This is a genomic window from Rothia sp. HMSC069C01 (assembly GCF_001814655.1).
GTDB lineage: Bacteria > Actinomycetota > Actinomycetes > Actinomycetales > Micrococcaceae > Rothia > Rothia dentocariosa.
Genome location: NZ_KV817391.1, coordinates 75,066 through 92,296 on the forward strand (window position 1 = coordinate 75,066; position 17,231 = coordinate 92,296).

Here is a 17,231-nt window from a genome sequence, read left to right on the forward strand (position 1 = left end):
AAAGTACTACAATTAAGCTACACAAGTCTTAGCTAATAGGTCTAGACTAAGACTGCTCATTACTAAAACCACGAATAGAGGACACACATGTCTATGTCGCATAACGCGAAGCGCTCATGGGCGTTTCTAGCGTCTGCCGCCGTTGGTCTCAGTGGCATCGCCGCCACTCCCGCCCTAGCGAATCAGCCCGCACCGACCGCGCAGATCGTCTCTGAGCAGGCGCCAGCTGCCGCATCACAAAGCCTGCAGGATGCATCCGTAGATTGGGGCGTCAAATCCTCATTCCGCAGATACATCACCGGTCCTGTCGCTGGTGGTTCGCAGGAACTAACCGGTGCTACCTCCAATGCGGATGGTTCTTATCACTTCACCGCCGCTGAAGGTACCGTCGAAGCAGACGGTTCGTACCACGTTAAATTCACCGGTTCCAGCGTGAAGTACACCGGGCACCACGGCGTGCTCGAAGTAACTATCAGCGACTTAGAACTTGTCATCAAAGACGGGCAAGGCAGCCTATACGCAAATATCAGCGAACGCCCCTATAGCGGCAACACCACCCCGAACCCGCCCGTACAGCACGATCACACGCTGATTGGTACTTTCGATGCTTCCTCCCTGAAAAACGAAGGTGGGCAGCTGACCTTGGCAGCATCTGATGCCACCAAGGTGAAACTCAGCGCAGAAGCAACTTCGATGTTTGCCGGGTTCTATCAGGCGGGGCAAGAGCTGGATGCGCTGGCATTCTCCGCGAAGCTCGTTACCAAGCAGGCACCGGCACCGGAGAAACCTGCTGATCCGACCCCGGAGCCGACTCAGCCTGCACCTGAGCCTACTCAACCCGAGCAGCCTGCACCAGAACCGAGTAAGCCTGCCGATCCAGCCCCTGAGCCATCTCAGCCTGCGCCAGAGCAAAGTAAACCTGCTGAAATGCCAGAGCAGCAGCCTTCACAGAGTTCCGAAGCTCCGGCACCGCAACCCTCTCAAACTTCTGAGGCACCTACCTCAAACCCTTCAAAGCCCAGCGAAGCACCCAGCTCTCAACCGGCACCACAGCCCTCACAGAGCTCGGAAGCCGCTAAGCCCGCACCAGCTCAGCCTCCGGCTACCGATGCAGCACCGAGAGCCGACGTGCCGAGAGGACAGGGGCACATTATTGAATCCGGCACCCTGACCTGGAATATTCGTGATTCCTTCCTGCACTACCTCAACACCATTGCGCGCGGTAACATCACCGTCGAGGGTCTGTCGAAGAACGCGGCGGGCGGGCTCGACTTTAACAGCGCATCCGGCTCATACGATGAGGCAACGAAGACCGGTCAGATCAACTTCGCGGGCAAGGTGCACATTAGCGGGCATCACGGCCAGCTCAACAGCAGCTTCGAGAACACCCGCCTAGTCATCAAAGAGGGCAAGGGCTACCTGGTTGTCGACGCCGAAGCGCTCAACATGCAGGGCGAAAACCGCACCTTCAAAGATCTTGTACTTGCCGAGGTCGATTTGAGCGGTGCAACCTTAGAAAATAACGTGCTCTCGGCTAAGAATGCAGCCGTTACCGTTACCGTCGAGGGGTCTGAGGCGATCTTCGCCGGGCAGTACAATGACGCCGACAAGCGCACTATGGCTCCGCTCTCCTTCAGTGCAAAACTCGGTTCTCAGCTGGTGGAAAACAAGGTTACCGACACCACGGTTAAGGGTTCTAACACCGGCAGCGGTTCGACGAACCTAGGTAATAACGCGAATGCGGGTATTGGCGGCACGAACTTTGGCGGTTCCGTGAACAATGGCGGCGGCAATGCCTCCCATTCCCATAACGGCTCCACCCCGGCTGCACACCCGAATGGCGGTAAGAGCGGTTCCTTCAGCAGCGTCTCAAAGAACCCCGCCCAGCCCGTCTGCACCCCGGTGACCGTGACCAAGCAGGTTCCCGTTAAGGCAGCGAACAAAGCACCGGCCGCATCCGCAGATGGTAAGGTCGCCAGCGCAGATCTTGGATGGGGCGTGCGCGATTCCTTCCGCAACTACATTCGCGGCGGCATCGCTAACGGCAGCTGGGATCTGAACGGTACCACCTATTCCAATAATGCCTTCCAGTGGGCGAAGGGTACGGGTTCCTTCAAGGATGGTAAGGGCTCGATTTCCTTCACCGGTTCGGTGCATTTCACCGGACACCACGGAATTCTGGACACCACCATCTCAAACCCGCGTCTGGAGATCAACGGCAAGACCGCCGTTCTCTACGCAACGATGGTCGGCAACGATATGGACGGCAAATCGCATAATTACGGTGAAGTTGCTCTGCTCAACGTTGATGTGAGCGGTTTGCAGGTCTCTGGCGATAAGATTTCCATCAGCGATGCAGGCACCACCATTACCGCTGAGGGTGCTAAAGCGTTTGCAGGTTTCTACGAGGCGGGTAAGGATATGGCTCCGCTGAGCTTCTCAGCGTCGCTTTCGGGTACACAGCCCGCGGGCAACACCGCCAAAACCCAGACCACCCAAACTGTGACCGAAACCGTATATCAGGGTCAGGGATGCGAATCTCTCAACGCACGCGGCTCTCATGGTCGTCTGGCGCATACCGGTGCCAGCGGTGTAGAGGCTGGGGTTGCTAGTGGTCTGGCCTCTCTGGTCGCCGGTATTGGTGCCGTACTGTACACGCGCCGTCGCAAGTCCTCCAGGATGTCTGAGCGCTCCGAATAAACCTAAGATCGGCCTATCAACCACCGGCATATGCGGCGATTCTTAGGCTCGGGTTTATTCCTCGGTGCAGCATCCGCACCTCATAGCTCACCGGATGCGCCAGGGTGCGGGTAGTATCGACTACCCGCACCCTCACCCTAAGCACACGCTCTCATCACGAATACATACACTCACAGTTTTAGCCGATAGGAACTCTTCATATGGCTTTTCGTCTCTCACACCCCGGCGCAACAACACGCCCCAGATACCGGCACGGCAGAGCGAGCGCATCGCAGAAGGTTACCGCCGCGCTATTAGCGGCATCCATGTTTTTTATCTCCGGATGCGGCATCGGCACCCAAAATCCGGGCAGCACGAGCGCATCCTCGCATTCCGTGGTTGATGAACAGACCACCAAGTCTGAGCTTGAGAACCTTGCGCAGGAGCTCAAGAGCAATGTTTCTTCCGATCCGAAATCGCTGACGGGTCCCAGCAGCGCGAAGAACACCCCCGAAGTTCAGCCGATGGTTGAGACTCCCACCCCGCAGCTTCCCGTGACTTTCAAGGATTTCAAGGGCGATGAGGTGACTGTTAAGTCGGCGAACCGCATCCTGGCTCTTGATCTGTACGGCACTCTCGCGCAAGAGGTCATCTCGCTGGGTTTGGGTGATCGTCTGGTCGGTCGTGTAACGTCTTCAACCGAGTCTTCGCTAGCGAAGCTGCCGCTCGTCACTCAGAATGGCCACGATCTGAACGCGGATGCGATTCTCGCGACGAACCCCGATCTTGTGCTCTGGGATAAGAGCAATGGTCCCGAAGAAGTTGTTGAACAACTACGCGATGCGGGCGTGACTGTGGTGGTGTTCGACCATGAGAGGCGCATGGATAAGATCATTCCCCAGCTCAAGGCTGTGGCACAGGCTTTAGGTGTGCAGGAGGCGGGCGATAAGGTCGCCGAGCGCGTGCAGAAAGACCTTGATTATGCCCTGAATACCATCAAAGAAGTTGCCCCTGAAGGCGATAAGAAACTGTCAATGGCATTCCTGTACGTGCGCGGTAATGCCGGGGTATTCTTCATTCTCGGCAAGGGTTCCGGCGCGGATGATCTGATTGCCGCGCTTGAGGGCAGGGATGTGGCTTCCGAGCAGGGAACGCGCAACATTGTTCCCGCGAATAGCGAGGCCCTGGTCAAGGTGAACCCGGATGTCATTTTGACCATGACTCACGGCGTGGAATCCACCGGCGGCTTGGATGGATTCTTGGCACGCCCGGGGGTTGCCGAAACGAACGCGGGAAAGAGCAGGCGCGTGGTTGATATGAACGACGGGCAGATTCTATCCTACGGTCCGAATACCCCCGCTGTTCTGCTTTCCCTGGCCCGCGCTATCTATGCACCCCGGCATTAAGAGGCTCCACCTGTGAATTCGTCCAACCGCACTGATGCGGCGACTCCCGGCAGCGCGGATTATCGCAGCAAACGCCGCATCCGTATTCTCGTAACTTTTGGCTTTCTGAGTATTGCCCTGATCGTCATAACCGTGGTGTCGGCGGGGTTGGGTCAGTACAATATTCCGACCGATCATGTGGTGGCTTCGCTGGGGCGCCGCTTGGGTATGATTCCCAAGGATCCGACCGCCTATCTTGAAGACAGCACCCTGTGGAATATTCGTTTTCCGCGTGTGCTTTTGGGGCTGCTCGTGGGCGCTGCCCTGGGATGCTCGGGCGCGGTCATGCAGGCGGTTTTCGGTAACCCGCTGGCCGAGCCCGGGGTTATCGGTGTGTCTTCAGGCGCCGCAGTGGGAGCATGTGTAGCGGTTGTTTTCAATCTCGAATTCTTCGATATTTACACGGTTCCAGCTTTCGCCTTCGGCGGTGCCCTCGCGGCAACAGCACTGGTTTATTTTCTCTCGCGTTCCTCAGGTCGGGCGAAAGTTCTCTCCATGATTTTGACGGGTATTGCGGTAACAGCAGTGGCAAACGCCGCAATCGCGTTCTGCCTGTACCTGGCCGATAATGTCAGCCGCGACCGCATCGTCTTCTGGCAGATGGGATCGCTCAACGGGTCTACGTGGAAGGCTCTTGCCAGCGTGTGGTTCGTGATCGTAGCGGGGCTAATCATGTGCTTGATGATTTCACGCAAACTTGATCTGTTGGCGCTGGGCGAGCGCGCAGCGCAGCATTCCGGGGTTAACGTTGAGCGTCTGCGCGGTGTTGCGATTGCTGCTACGGCGCTTTTGACGGGTGCGGCGGTGGCTCATGCGGGCATTATCGCCTTTGTGGGGCTGATTATTCCGCATCTGCTTCGGCTTATTTTGGGGCCGTCTAACCGTTTGCTGCTGCCTGCTTCGGCACTGGGCGGGGCGCTGTTAATTGCGCTTTCCGATTTGGGGGCGCGCACGCTCATTCCGGTCTCTGACCTGCCGATCGGTATTTTTACGGCGCTCGTGGGTGGCCCTACGTTCTTCTTCCTGTTGCGCCGTTCAATGGGGAAGGGAGGTCTTTAATGCTTATTGTTGATGGGGTGTCGCTGTCGGTGGGTGGGCGGCGCATCTTAGAGGATGTCTCTTTTGAGGTTCAGGCGGGCGAGGTTGTGTCGCTCATCGGTCCCAATGGTGCCGGTAAGTCCACGATTTTGGGGGTTATTGCGGGCGATACTAAGCCCGATTCCGGTTCGGTACTGCTCAAGAATAAGCGAGTGGGTGAGTATTCGTATCTTGAGCTTGCGCGTCTGCGTGCCCTGATGCTGCAGAAAACTCAGGTGGCGTTTTCGTACCTTGTGCACGAGGTAGTGGCGATGGGGCGCACCCCGTGGCGCGGTACCGAGCGTGCGCATGAGGACGACGCCGTGATCGAGCAGATGATGGCGCGTACGCATACAGAGATGATGGCAAATCGCGATGTGACAACCCTTTCGGGTGGCGAAAGCGGGCGTGTGCATTTGGCTCGTATTTTTGCGCAGCAGACTCCCCTAGTGCTCTTGGATGAGCCTACGGCGGCGCTGGATATTAAACATCAGGAACAAACTCTGCAGATGAGCCGGGAGCTTGCCGCTGAGGGCACGGCGGTGTTAGCGGTTCTGCATGATTTAGATGTGGCGGCGGCGTATTCGGATAGGATCGTGCTGCTGGATAGGGGTCGTGTGGCTGCCAACGGTACCCCCGCTCAGGTGTGTACCGAGGAGCGGCTGAGCCGTGTGTATCAGCATCCGATTGAGGTTTTGGAGCATCCGGTGACGAAGCGTCCTCTGGTTCTGCCGCGGCGATAGAGCGGCACTGTGCTTTGAGTCGTCCTTTTTCTGGGCTGCTACCCCGGATATTCCATGCCAGTATCCGACGGATTCTCAGTATATTCCCAGTTCGGCATATAAGCCCTGCACCATGGTTACTTGTTAGAATAAAGTAATGCCCGGCGTAGGGTTATTTCTTGTGATAAGAAGTCTGAACTCGCCCGGGTGCAGCCCAAACCGTATGTATTACTCTTCCCCTACCCCACGAAGGAGAGTACCCCATCCATGAGTTCTGACCAGCACAAGACAATGCTGTCTGAAGCCTCCGGTTATGTTCCCGAATATTCTGCTCAGGCACACAGCGGTTCTCAAGAGCTTGCTGTTCACGGGCTCAGCAGCGATGAGGTTGCTAAGCTCACCGCCGCCGGTAAGGTCAATGCTCAGAATAATAAGTCTTCCCGCACCTTGTGGAGCATTATGCGGGCACACCTATTTACGGTATTTAACCTGGTGCTTGGGCTGTGCGGTCTGGTTGTGATTCTGTACCAGCGTTGGGCTGATCTGCTCTTTCTGTTCGCCGTGGTGGCGAATGTGATTATCGGTTTTGTGCAGGAGTACAAGGCTAAGCTTGAGCTCGACCGTATCTCTCTGCTTGACCGATCCCCGATCACGGCGGTGCGCGATGGCGCTATGATCGAGGTCCCTATGGAGTCCCTGGTTGAGGGCGATGTGGTAGTGCTCAAACGCGGCGACCAGGTTCCTGCGGATGCGGTGGTCCTTACCTCCGACTCGCTAGAGCTGGATGAATCCCTGCTGACCGGCGAGAATGACCCGATTCCGAAACGTCCGGGCGATATGGTGCTTTCGGCATCGAGCGTGCTCGGCGGCACCGGGCGCGTACTGCTCTCGGCGGTGGGCTCCGAGTCCCGTGCAAGTAAAATTTCCGATGAGGCCCGTCAGTTCTCGCGCATCCAGTCTGAGCTTCGCGATGCGCTCGACCGCGTGGTGCGGTGGATTACCTTCGGCCTTGCCATCATTATCCCGATCGTGCTGTGGGGCCAGGTGCGCGCGGCAGGCGGCCTTGAGATCGTCAATCGTGACGGTCTCTGGGAGAACGTTGCTATTGCGGTAGTTTCGTCAGTAGCATCTATGATTCCGCAGGGTTTGGCGCTCATGACAACCTTGGCGTTCGCGGCGGCGGCTGTGGCTCTGGGACGTAAACACAATATTTTGGTGCAGGAACAGCCCGCCGTTGAGGTGCTCGCCCGCGTGGATACGGTGTGTTTCGACAAGACGGGCACCCTGACCGAGGGCGGCGTGATTTTCGATTCGGTACGTCCGCTGACTACTCCGGCCGAGGCAAAAGCACCCGATGAAAATCAGGCGTGGCGCGCATCCCTGCCGCAGGGCTGGGATCAGGCGTTGGCATGGTTCGGTCATGATGAAAACGCGAACCCGACCGCAGCAGCACTCACCGGCGGGTTCGAGCAGGAACCCACCGAGCAGGTCAGCGGCATTGTGCCGTTCTCGTCGGCGTTACGCTTTAGTGCTATCGAGTTTAAGTCTTCGGGAGCCTGGCTTCTCGGCGCTCCCGAGGCTCTGCTGAACCAGGGCACCGAGGAACGTGAGCGGGCCCGTGAACTCGCATCATTGGGTTTGCGCACGATGGTACTCGCGCATGCATCCGCCGTGGTACGCAACGATGACGGAGACCCGGTGCAGCACATTCCCGCCGACCACACCCCCGTGCTCTTCGTGATTTTCCGCGAAAATGTGCGTTCCGATGCCCCCGAAATCGTGGACTATTTCAATCGCCAGGGCGTAACCCTCAAGGTGTTCTCAGGCGATAACCCGTACACCGTGCAGGCAGCTGCGAAGACCGCCGGCATGGATATTTCTGCGGGCGCGATTGATGCCTCTACCCTGCCGGAAGACGGCCCCGAACTCGCCGAGGCCGCCGCAACCCACAATATTTTCGGTCGCGTTTCGCCCGAGCAGAAGAAGAACATGGTGATCTCGCTCAAAGAGCAAGGGCACGTCGTGGCAATGACCGGCGACGGTATTAACGATGCGCTCGCCCTCAAACACGCCAACCTCGGCATTGCGATGGGCAACGCTGCACCCGCAACGAAAGCCGTCTCGCGCTTGGTGCTTCTGGACGGCAAGTTCTCTTCGCTTCCCGCTGCCTTGGAACAGGGCCGCCAGGTGATTGCGAACATCGAAATGGTGGCAAACCTGTTCCTAACAAAGACCGGCTTTGCGATCCTGCTGGGTGTGGTCTTCGGTCTAATGGGGCTGATCTTCCCGTTCCTGCCCCGCCAATACTCGACCGCAGATTTCCTGATTGTGGGCGCATCTTCCTTCGCGCTGGCGCTGTTGCCGAACTCGCGCCGGTACGTGCCCGGATTCTTGCGCCGCGTGCTGAATTACACGATTCCGAATTCTATTATCGTGGTGGCGATGCTGGTTCTGGTAAACCTGGCGGCGCTGTTTATCTTCCGTCCGGAAGGGGATATACGACAGGTTCAAACGGCATCGTTTATCACCCTGGTGATTATGGGGCTGTGGAATCTGGCAGCGGTAGCACGCCCACTCAATACCGCACGAATGCTTCTCTTCGGAGGGCTTCTGAGTGTCTTCTTTGCAGCCCTTCTGGTACCGCTTCTCGTCAAGTATCACCAGTTTGAGATGCCGTCGACGGAACTTCTTATGCTCTCTATCGGCGCCGGGGTACTGGGTGCCGTGCTGATTGAGGTGAACGCGCATCGTAGTCGCCGCTGGCAGAAACGCAGCTACCCCGAGCTTGAGGTGGCTTCACTGAGCTTCTTCCCTTCCGCGACGAAATAGCTCAAGATCGCATCTTCCCCTCAGCAGTCGTCTAAGAACCGGTGCCGTAACATCTAGTGGACGGCACCGGTTCGGCGTTTAACCTCTTTCGGATGCTCTGCCCCACCGGAAGACGATACCCACCGTAGACCTGAACGGCACAATTTACACTTTCTGAACTTTCAAAACCTCATCTTGCGCTCGCGCAGGTTTAAGCCTAAAGTTACATGCAGACATTGTGATTCTTAGAATCACACAACCATAGAAAACAGGGTTGTTACTGGTAAGGCAGGCAAGACCTGAGTTGCTGAATCCCTTGAGGGAATAGATTCCCTAGGGTTCATCGTTATACCCACGATGCTTTAATGCATCACGGTACGGCGGCATGCAGCTCGGGTCTTTTTTTGTTTCCCTCGGGGCGTTTTGCTCTGAGGATGCCGCCGGTAACATCCCTAACACACTATTCACCGTGCAAGGATAACAACGTGAAAAACCACGAACTTGGCGAGAAGATTCTGACGGGACTTGGCGGTTCCGAGAATATCGCCCACTTTACGCACTGCGCAACCCGTTTGCGCGTAACTCCCGCCGACAGGAGCAAGGTCAATACGGACCAGATTAAGAGCATCCCCGGGGTGCTCTCGGTCATTGAGCAGTCCGGTCAGACTCAGGTCGTGCTCGGCGACCGTGTTGAGGGGGTCTACAACGAGATGCAGACCCTGCCCGGCATGGCGAACCTTGGCGAAGATAATGCTGGTTCCAAGAAGGCTTCCGAGGGCAAGAAGGCTGGCTGGCTCACCAATATCTTCGATGTGCTCTCCGATTCCTTCCGTCCCCTGCTGTGGGCGCTGTTGGGCACCTCCATGATTCTGACCCTGATCGTGTTCTTGCAGCAGTTCGGTTTCTTCGGTCAATACACCGACCTGACCGGCCAGAGCGTGAACATCGATATTGTGAACGGGCCGCGACTTTCCGATGAAGCCGCCGGTAAGGCGCTCGAAGCCGAATGGATGAAGCAGTTCGCTTTCTGGTACATCCTTAAGGCTGCCGCTCTGTCGGTGCTGAACTTCATGCCCATTATGCTTGGCGCAACCGCCGCAAAGCGTTTGGGCGCGAATATGTGGGTTGGTGCGGCTATTCCGGCGGCACTGATGACCAGCACCTTCCAGAGCCTCACCAAACTTGCTGACCCGGCTACTAAGATGCTTGACGTATCCATTATGGGTCTACACCTGCCGCTGTACGCCTATGATTACACCGGTCAGGTATTCCCGCCCCTGCTGGCGGTTGCCCTCTTGGCACCTCTGGAGCGTCTGTTGAAGAAGATCATTCCGAATATGCTGCAGATGGTCTTCGTGCCCATGATTTCCGTTATTATTCTGGTGCCCGTAACCGCTTTCGTGGTGGGCCCCATCGGTATTGGCGTGGCTATGGGTATCTCCGACTTCCTGAAGAATGTTAACGATGTAGCTCCGGGAGCTGTGGGTGCGCTAATCGCGGGTCTGTACCTGTTCATGGTTCCGTTGGGTCTGCACTGGCCGCTGAACGCCGTGATGATTAACAACCTGCAGACCTTGGGTACTGACTTCATCCAGTCCCCCATGGGTGCTTACAACTTCGCTGTCTTCGGTGCGGTCACCGGTGTTGCTATTAGGGCTTCACGAAATAAGGAGCTTCGCCAGACTGCGGTGGGTGCTTCTATGTCCGGTCTGCTTGGTGGTATTTCGGAGCCCTCCCTCTACGGTGTGGTTCTGCGCTACAAGCGGGTTATTCCCCTCATCCTAGTACCGGCTGTGGTAGGTGGTGCCACCATCTCGCTGCTGGGAGTCAAGTCGCACGCTTTCGCCTTCACCTCGCTCCTGTCGATTCCCGCGATGCAGCCTTCCGCCCTGTATGCTCTGGGCTTGGCAATTGCGTTCGGTGGTGCAATGACGGGTGTTCTGCTCTTCGGGTATGAGTCCAGGAACGCTGCAAAGGCTGCCGAGGCTCCTGCAGATTCCGCACGGGATGCGGCGGCAAGCGCATCGGCGAAGAAAGATTCCGCCGATCAGGCCGGGTCAGCATCCGCAGGCGCTACGACTGCCGCTGCAGCACCCGCTCTAGAGGCAGGTACCGTTCTTGAGGTGGCTTCTCCCCTAGAGGGTAAGGCCGTGGCGCTTTCCGAGGTTCCAGACCCGATTTTCGCTGCCGGTAAGCTCGGCGAGGGTGTTGCGGTTGAGCCGACCGGCACCACCGTGGTTGCACCTGCGGCGGGTAAAGTCGCAGCTACTTACCCCTCCGGTCACGCGGTGGGCCTCAAGTTGGATAACGGCGTGGAACTTTTGGTGCACGTCGGTTTGGATACCGTGAACCTCGATGGTGAAGGCTTTACCGTCAAGGTGAAGAAGGGCGAGCAAGTTGCCGCTGGCGATACGCTGATCGAGTTCGATCCTGCGGTCATTAAGAAGGCTGGTTACCCGCTCATCACTCCGGTGATTGTGACCAATACCCGCAAGTTCGCCTCGGTTGAGGGCGTTGTGGGTAATGCAAATAACGCATCCACCGTTTTGAAGGTGACCACCAAGTAGGTTTTTCGATGCGGCAAAAGCCCCGCGTGCAGCTGAACTGCATGCGGGGCTTTTGTGTATTCTTCCATTGTTTAGTCATGGCGGCGGAGCCTCTTAAGCCCCCCCCCCGCTTCGTATTACGATTCTTTCTTCCACCCCACGTTGATCCACACATTGGGGTCGTAATAGGGCGCTGCGAAGAGCGCGGGGCCGTAGTTGGCGAGTTTCTTGCGCACCGCAAGATAGTTGGGCCCGTTGTATAGCGGAATATAGGTGGCAACATCCTGTTGATGCTTCTGCTCAATGGCATTGGCGCGTTCCAGCTGCTGGTGTGTATCCTCGGTTCCCAGCATCTGCGCCGCCATGCTACGGATTTCTTCGGTGCTCCAGCGTTCCGCGGCGGAAGCGTACAGGTAGTTAACCGCCTCCACGGGGGTTGGGGTGATACTGTACCCGGTGAAAACCGCATCGTAGTCGCCAGCGGCGAGCGCAGTGCTATATTCGTTGGCTGGACGGGTTTCAACCTTGGCGTCAATCCCCATGCGCTTGAGTTGTTCCATCATGAAGTTGCTCATGGAAGCCACCGTTGGCTCGGTCGTGAAGTTGGTGATGGTCAGGGCGGCTTTTTCTTCGCCTTTGGTGTAAATACCCGCGCGAGTGTATCCGGCTTTCTCAAGGATTTTGACGGCGTTTTCGATGCTTGATCTGCTGGGATAGTTGTTGCGGTACCCGTTTTGGAGCGGTAGGAAGCAGAGCGAGCCGGGCAGGGTTTCTTTCCAGCCAAGCTGTCCGAAACGTATATGCTGAATCTGTTTGCGGTCGATTCCGGCAACCACGGCCTGGCGTATGGGCAGCGGAACTTTGCGGGGGTTGAGCTGTAAAACGCCCGCGTAGAGCGCCATTCCGCGGCGAATTTCGATGTCTGCAACACTCGTGATGTCGTTGTAGGCGCTCACGGTGCTCACGTTAACAACATCGAGTTCTCCGGTTTTGAAGGATGCGCGTTCCTCGGCGCTGTCTTCTATCTCGTACTAGGTGATGCTATCAAGAAGAGGCTGTGTGCCCCACCACGCTGGGTTTCGTTCGACTCTCAGGTATCTTTCGGCGGTATTCCACTCTTGAACTTTGTAGGGTCCCGCCCAGTATTTATCAAGGGGTTTATCAAAGCCGTTGTTGAAGAGCTCGGGGTCTTTCAGCGCCGGGTGCAGGAAGATGCAGAGGCTTCCATCGGCTGGGTACCACGGGGTTTTCATGGTGATGCTGATGGTGTGTTTGTCGCCTGCTTCTTCGATGGAGGCTATCTGTTTCCAGGCTCCCCCGTCGTGTATTCGGTAGTCATTGCCGCCGCCGTCTTTGCCGCGCAGGATTTCCCAGGTGGTGCGCAGTGCCTCAATGTCGATAGGGGTTCCATCGTTGAACGTGGCTTTTGGGTTGAGCTTGATGCTGATGCTTTGTGTACCGTGCGCGGTTTCGGCTTTGAACTCGGTAACGTAGTCGGGGTTGGTGGTGAGGTTCCCGGCGTAGTCGCTTATCCATCCTCCGGTGGCGGCCGCCGAGTTCACGGCCGTGTGAATAGTGAGCATTGAGATTCCGTACCCGGATTCAGAGGTAATGTTGAAGTTTGGTCCAATAGCGGGATATGACAGGTTGAGGCTGCCGCCTTCGCGCAACTCGGCTCTATCGCGCGGATTGGTTGCTGTTGCTTCTTGAGAGTCTGTTCCCCAGCCCGAGCCGGGCAGTTCTGAAGCGTTGGTTCCGGATTGGCAGGCGGTGAGCACGCCGATTCCTGAGAGCGCGAGAGTACCGGTGAGCAGGGTTCTGCGGGTGACAGATACGTTCTTCATCGAAGCTCCTGAGGTTCCGGGGAGAATCTGTGCCGGGTGAGCTAGTTCGCCGTGGATGGGTAAAACATACCGGATGCACAACAGTGAAACATCTCTGTTTAATTATATCCCGGCTATCCTGCCTTTTGAGCTTATTTCACGTGGTTTCATGAGCTTTCGCAACACCCTTCATCTTTTGATCTTCGCCACGCTGATCTTGCCGGTGGCTGTCGGCGGCGGAGGTATATACCGCCTTCACTGGTTGGAATTACATAGGACCAGCACAGACCCTCAAGGGCTTCATCTCGGCGACTACTAGTATCTTTCAGAAAACAGCCCAGCAAAAGCAAGTGCCCCCAACCGCATATCGGTCAGGGGCACTTCGGCTCAACAATGCTGCAAGATTGACTACTCCTGCCAGCCCACGTTCATCCAGTAATCGGCGCTCGTGTAACTTGTTTTGAAAAGGCTCGGTCCATAGTTGGCCAGCTTAGACTTGACGGCATAATATTCCGGACCATTAGCATAAGGAAGGTACATCACGACCTTTTCAAGGTGCATCTTCTCAAGTTTATTGGTCATCTTGAGCTGTTCTTCCCTTGATTCGACGGTCAGAAGCTCTTCACAGAACTTATCAATCTCGGGATCGCCCACGCCGTCGTTATTAGCGGAATGGTAGAGGGAAACAGCAGACTCTGCCGGATCAAGACTGGTGCCGAAACCGCCCAGCAACGCCTCGTAAGATTTTGAGCCGATGACCGAGGTGTAATTTGAACCCGGCTGACTATCAGTATTCGCCTTGATTCCAGCCCGGGACATTTGCTCGGCAAAACTACGTGCCAGGGCCTGAGTCGTGGCCTCACCACCGAAGTAGGTGATAGAGAATTCTGCTTTTTTACCGTCCTTCTCATAAATATCGCCATTGAGCTTATAACCGGCTTCTTCCAGAATCTTCTTGGCGGCATCGGCACCGGTTTCTTTGGGGTAGTTATCCTCGTACCCTCTTTGGAAAGGCATAAAGACGATAGAGCCGGGCATCGGCTCGCTCCAGCCAAGCTGAGAAAACATAACGTTCGCCAGTTGAGCGCGGTCTAAAGCTGCGGCGATCGCACGGCGCAATGCCAAGTCAGTAATACGCTTGGGGTTCAGGTGCACATCGCGTACTCCGGTAAGCTGACCCTCGCGAATATCGGTACCCGCTTGCCCCTTGAGCTCGGCATAGGTGTTGTTTCCGGTGAATTGAGTAGCGTCTACATCACCATTTTTGAAGGCCGCACGAATAGCATCGGCTGTCATTTCACGCCACACAATACGGTCCAGAAGCGCTTTCTTTTCGCCCCACCAATTCGGGTTTGGCACAAGGGTTAGAGTCTTCTCCGCAGAATTCCAACCATTTTCTGCGACCTTGTACGGGCCTGCCCAGTACTGGTCGAGAGGCTTATCCACAAAGCCCTGATTGAAAAGTTCCTTATCGGTCAGCGCCGGATGCACTGCGGTAGCAAACAGACTTTCTGCCGGATAGTACGGGCTCTTAGTCGTGATTTTGACTGAGAACTTATCGCCATCTTCTTCGATGGATTCAACGAGTTTCCATGCTTCAGATTCAAAGAGTTCGTACCCGGTTTCTTCGGTGGTCTTTCCGTAGAGAGTCCAGCATGCGCGCACCGCCTCAATATCCATGGGGGTGCCGTCGTTAAACTTTGCTTTGGGGTTAAGTTTCATGCGGATAATCTGTTTACCGTCTTTGGTTTCCGCCTTATGTTCCAGGCACAGATCCGAGTTGAGGCTTAGATCTCCGTTATAGTCAACGTTGAAGAAGCCAGCGCCCGAGGGGATGTTACAGGCATTGATGGCATCCAGGTTTGCGGTTGTGTACCCGGTGTGAGTTAGGGTATTAAAGTTTGGTCCCAACGATGTAACGACGAGGCGCAGCTCGCCACCCTTCTTCAGCGAAGAGTACTCTTGTTTATTCACGTTCACACGCGAGAGAACATCTGCAGAATCGGTAGCGGCAGCGCCGCCCGGTTTATTGGATTTACCGCCTCCGCACGCAGCCAGCAGGCCTGTAGTTCCCAGGGCAACTGTTCCCATAAGCAAGTTGCGTCTCGACACAGGTATTTTCATGATTTTCTCCTTAAGAGGGGTTAGGAAGAAGCGCCACTGCTACCTTCCAGAAATGGTCACCCACTGGGGATTTAGAGGTATCCCAGGGGTGAAAGATGCTTTTAGTATAACCCATTGTGAGACGCATCTATGATACAAAACATATTATGAAGGCTTTAAGGAAACTTTTAGAAAATAAACACCTACGATAAACATAACGCGGGTGCCTATCTCACAATATATTGTGAGGTAGGCACCCGCGTTGATGAGCCGCTAAAGACTACTCCTGCCAGCCTACATTGACCCATAGATTAGCATCTGTATAACTTGTCTGGAACAAGCGAGGACCGTAGTTTGCCAGCTTACTCTTCACAGCCGAGTAGCTCGGACCATTAGCGAAGGGCAAGTAAATAGCAACCTTTTCCATGTGGAGCTTCTCTACCTGGTTGGCAAGCTTAATCTGCTCATCCTTAGATTCAGTTGCCGAAATCTTAGCAATCAGCTTATCGATTTCGTCGTCACCCACACCGTTGTTAATATCCTTGGTGTAGAAGTACTGGGGGCTATCTGCCATATTCGCGCCTACAGCCCAACCGGAAAGCGTACAATCGTAACTCTTCGTACCCACGACAGAGTTAAAATTCGACTCTGGCTGATTATCGTTGGTTACTTTAATACCGGCTTGTTTAAGCTGTTGCTCTATTCGCTGGAATTTTGCTTGGGTGACGGTATCACTACCGAAAGTAGTAATCGAGAATCCTGCAGTCTTACCGTCCTTCTGGTAAAAGTCACCGCTCATGGTGTAGCCTGCTTCTTCCAGAATCTTCTTGGCGGCATCTGCTCCCGAATCCTTCGGAACGTTATCCTCATACCCCTTCTGGAAAGGCATAGCGAGCATAGACCCGGGCATTGGTTCTTCCCAGCCAACCTGCTTAAAGGTAACATCTGCCAGTTGAGAACGATCAACCGCCGCAAAAGCAGCACGGCGAAGCGCCAGATCTGTAACGCGAGTAGCATTAAACTGCAAATTCTGCACGCCAGTATTCTGACCTGAACGAATTTCAGTACCGTTCTGCCCCTTAACCGCGCTATAGGTTGCAGCATCAGTAAATCCTGCGGCATCCAGTTCGCCGTTCTTAAACGCAGCCCGAAGAGAATCGATACCCATCTGCCGCCAGATAATCTTCTCCAGCAATGGCTTCTTCTCGCCCCACCACTTATCGTTCGGAGCCAAAGTAATAACCTTCTCAGAAGAGTTCCAGTTACTTACCTTAAAAGGACCAGCCCAGTATTGATCCATAGGCTTATCGACAAAACCATCGTTGAACAGCTTCTTATCGACAAGAGCAGGATGTGTAGCAAACGTACCCAGGTCATCCGATAGATAGTATGGAGTTGAGAGAGTGATCTTTACATGGAACTTGTCACCATCGACAGCTTCAATACTTTCCATCTGCTCCCATGAAGGGTTGGGGATGATGTTGTAGCCTGAGTCTCCGCCACCCTTATAGATCTCCCAGTATGCCTTGACTGCTTCAACGTCAATAGGAGTACCGTCATTAAAGACCGCCTTGGGGTTAATCTTGAATTCTACGGTCTGAACCCCATCTTTAGTCTCCATCTTGTGTTCCAAACAGAAATCTTTGTTGATAGAGCGTTCGCCTGCAGGGTCCGTATTATAAAAACCAACAACGGCTGGTATGTTACAAGGGCCTCCAAAAGCTGCTAGGTTCTCTGTGGTATAGCCGCTCTGAGTCATGGTGTTGAAGTCCGGGCCCAAAGCACTTACGGAAAGTTTCAGTTCGCCACCCTTCTTCAGTGAAGAGTAGTCTTGCTTGTTAATCTGCAGATTCTTGACAACTTCTTCCGCGCTAGAAGCTGCTTTGCCGCTTAGCTTGTCATCTTTTGAACCGCCACACGCAGCCAGTAAGCCAACACTTCCCAGGGCGACAGTGCCCGTCAGCAGGGTGCGGCGGTTGAAGGTTCTCTGAACGTTCATGAGGATTCTCCTTTACTGCCTCGAGTCTA

Annotated in this window: 8 protein-coding genes and 1 pseudogene; 6 read left to right on the plus strand and 3 right to left on the minus strand. The window is 55.3% G+C overall.

Annotated features, from left to right (window positions below; genetic code table 11):
- Window positions 1-87 precede the first annotated feature (87 nt).
- From HMPREF2981_RS11210 to HMPREF2981_RS05015, 6 genes are all read left to right on the plus strand, one after another.
- Window positions 88-2,700, plus strand: a complete 2,613-nt coding sequence (locus HMPREF2981_RS11210) for an HtaA domain-containing protein (RefSeq protein ID WP_070661277.1) — start codon at window positions 88-90, stop codon at window positions 2,698-2,700.
- A 200-nt stretch (window positions 2,701-2,900) separates the two neighbouring features.
- Window positions 2,901-4,085, plus strand: a complete 1,185-nt coding sequence (locus tag HMPREF2981_RS04995; protein WP_070661280.1) for a heme/hemin ABC transporter substrate-binding protein — start codon at window positions 2,901-2,903, stop codon at window positions 4,083-4,085.
- A 12-nt stretch (window positions 4,086-4,097) separates the two neighbouring features.
- Window positions 4,098-5,183, plus strand: coding sequence for a FecCD family ABC transporter permease (locus HMPREF2981_RS05000; RefSeq protein WP_070661283.1), 1,086 nt, complete (start codon window positions 4,098-4,100; stop codon window positions 5,181-5,183).
- A complete protein-coding gene (locus tag HMPREF2981_RS05005; protein WP_070661286.1) occupies window positions 5,183-5,944 on the plus strand; it encodes a heme ABC transporter ATP-binding protein in 762 nt (253 codons plus the stop codon). The genes HMPREF2981_RS05000 and HMPREF2981_RS05005 overlap by 1 nt, the downstream gene beginning before the upstream one ends.
- A gap of 246 nt (window positions 5,945-6,190) precedes the next feature.
- Window positions 6,191-8,752: an HAD-IC family P-type ATPase gene (locus tag HMPREF2981_RS05010; protein WP_210398817.1), complete on the plus strand. Its 2,562-nt coding sequence runs from the start codon at window positions 6,191-6,193 to the stop codon at window positions 8,750-8,752.
- A 464-nt stretch (window positions 8,753-9,216) separates the two neighbouring features.
- A complete protein-coding gene (locus HMPREF2981_RS05015; RefSeq protein WP_070661289.1) occupies window positions 9,217-11,298 on the plus strand; it encodes a glucose PTS transporter subunit IIA in 2,082 nt (693 codons plus the stop codon).
- Between the two features lie 116 nt (window positions 11,299-11,414).
- Here the strand turns inward: HMPREF2981_RS05015 and HMPREF2981_RS05020 are convergent.
- The 3 genes and pseudogenes from HMPREF2981_RS05020 to HMPREF2981_RS05035 form a co-directional block, all read right to left on the minus strand.
- Window positions 11,415-13,121 (minus strand): annotated as a pseudogene (locus HMPREF2981_RS05020) (ABC transporter family substrate-binding protein).
- Window positions 13,122-13,508: 387 nt separating this feature from the next.
- Window positions 13,509-15,224: an ABC transporter family substrate-binding protein gene (locus HMPREF2981_RS05030; protein ID WP_070661295.1), complete on the minus strand. Its 1,716-nt coding sequence runs from the start codon at window positions 15,222-15,224 to the stop codon at window positions 13,509-13,511.
- A gap of 259 nt (window positions 15,225-15,483) precedes the next feature.
- Window positions 15,484-17,202, minus strand: coding sequence for an ABC transporter family substrate-binding protein (locus tag HMPREF2981_RS05035; RefSeq protein WP_070661298.1), 1,719 nt, complete (start codon window positions 17,200-17,202; stop codon window positions 15,484-15,486).
- Window positions 17,203-17,231 lie beyond the last annotated feature (29 nt).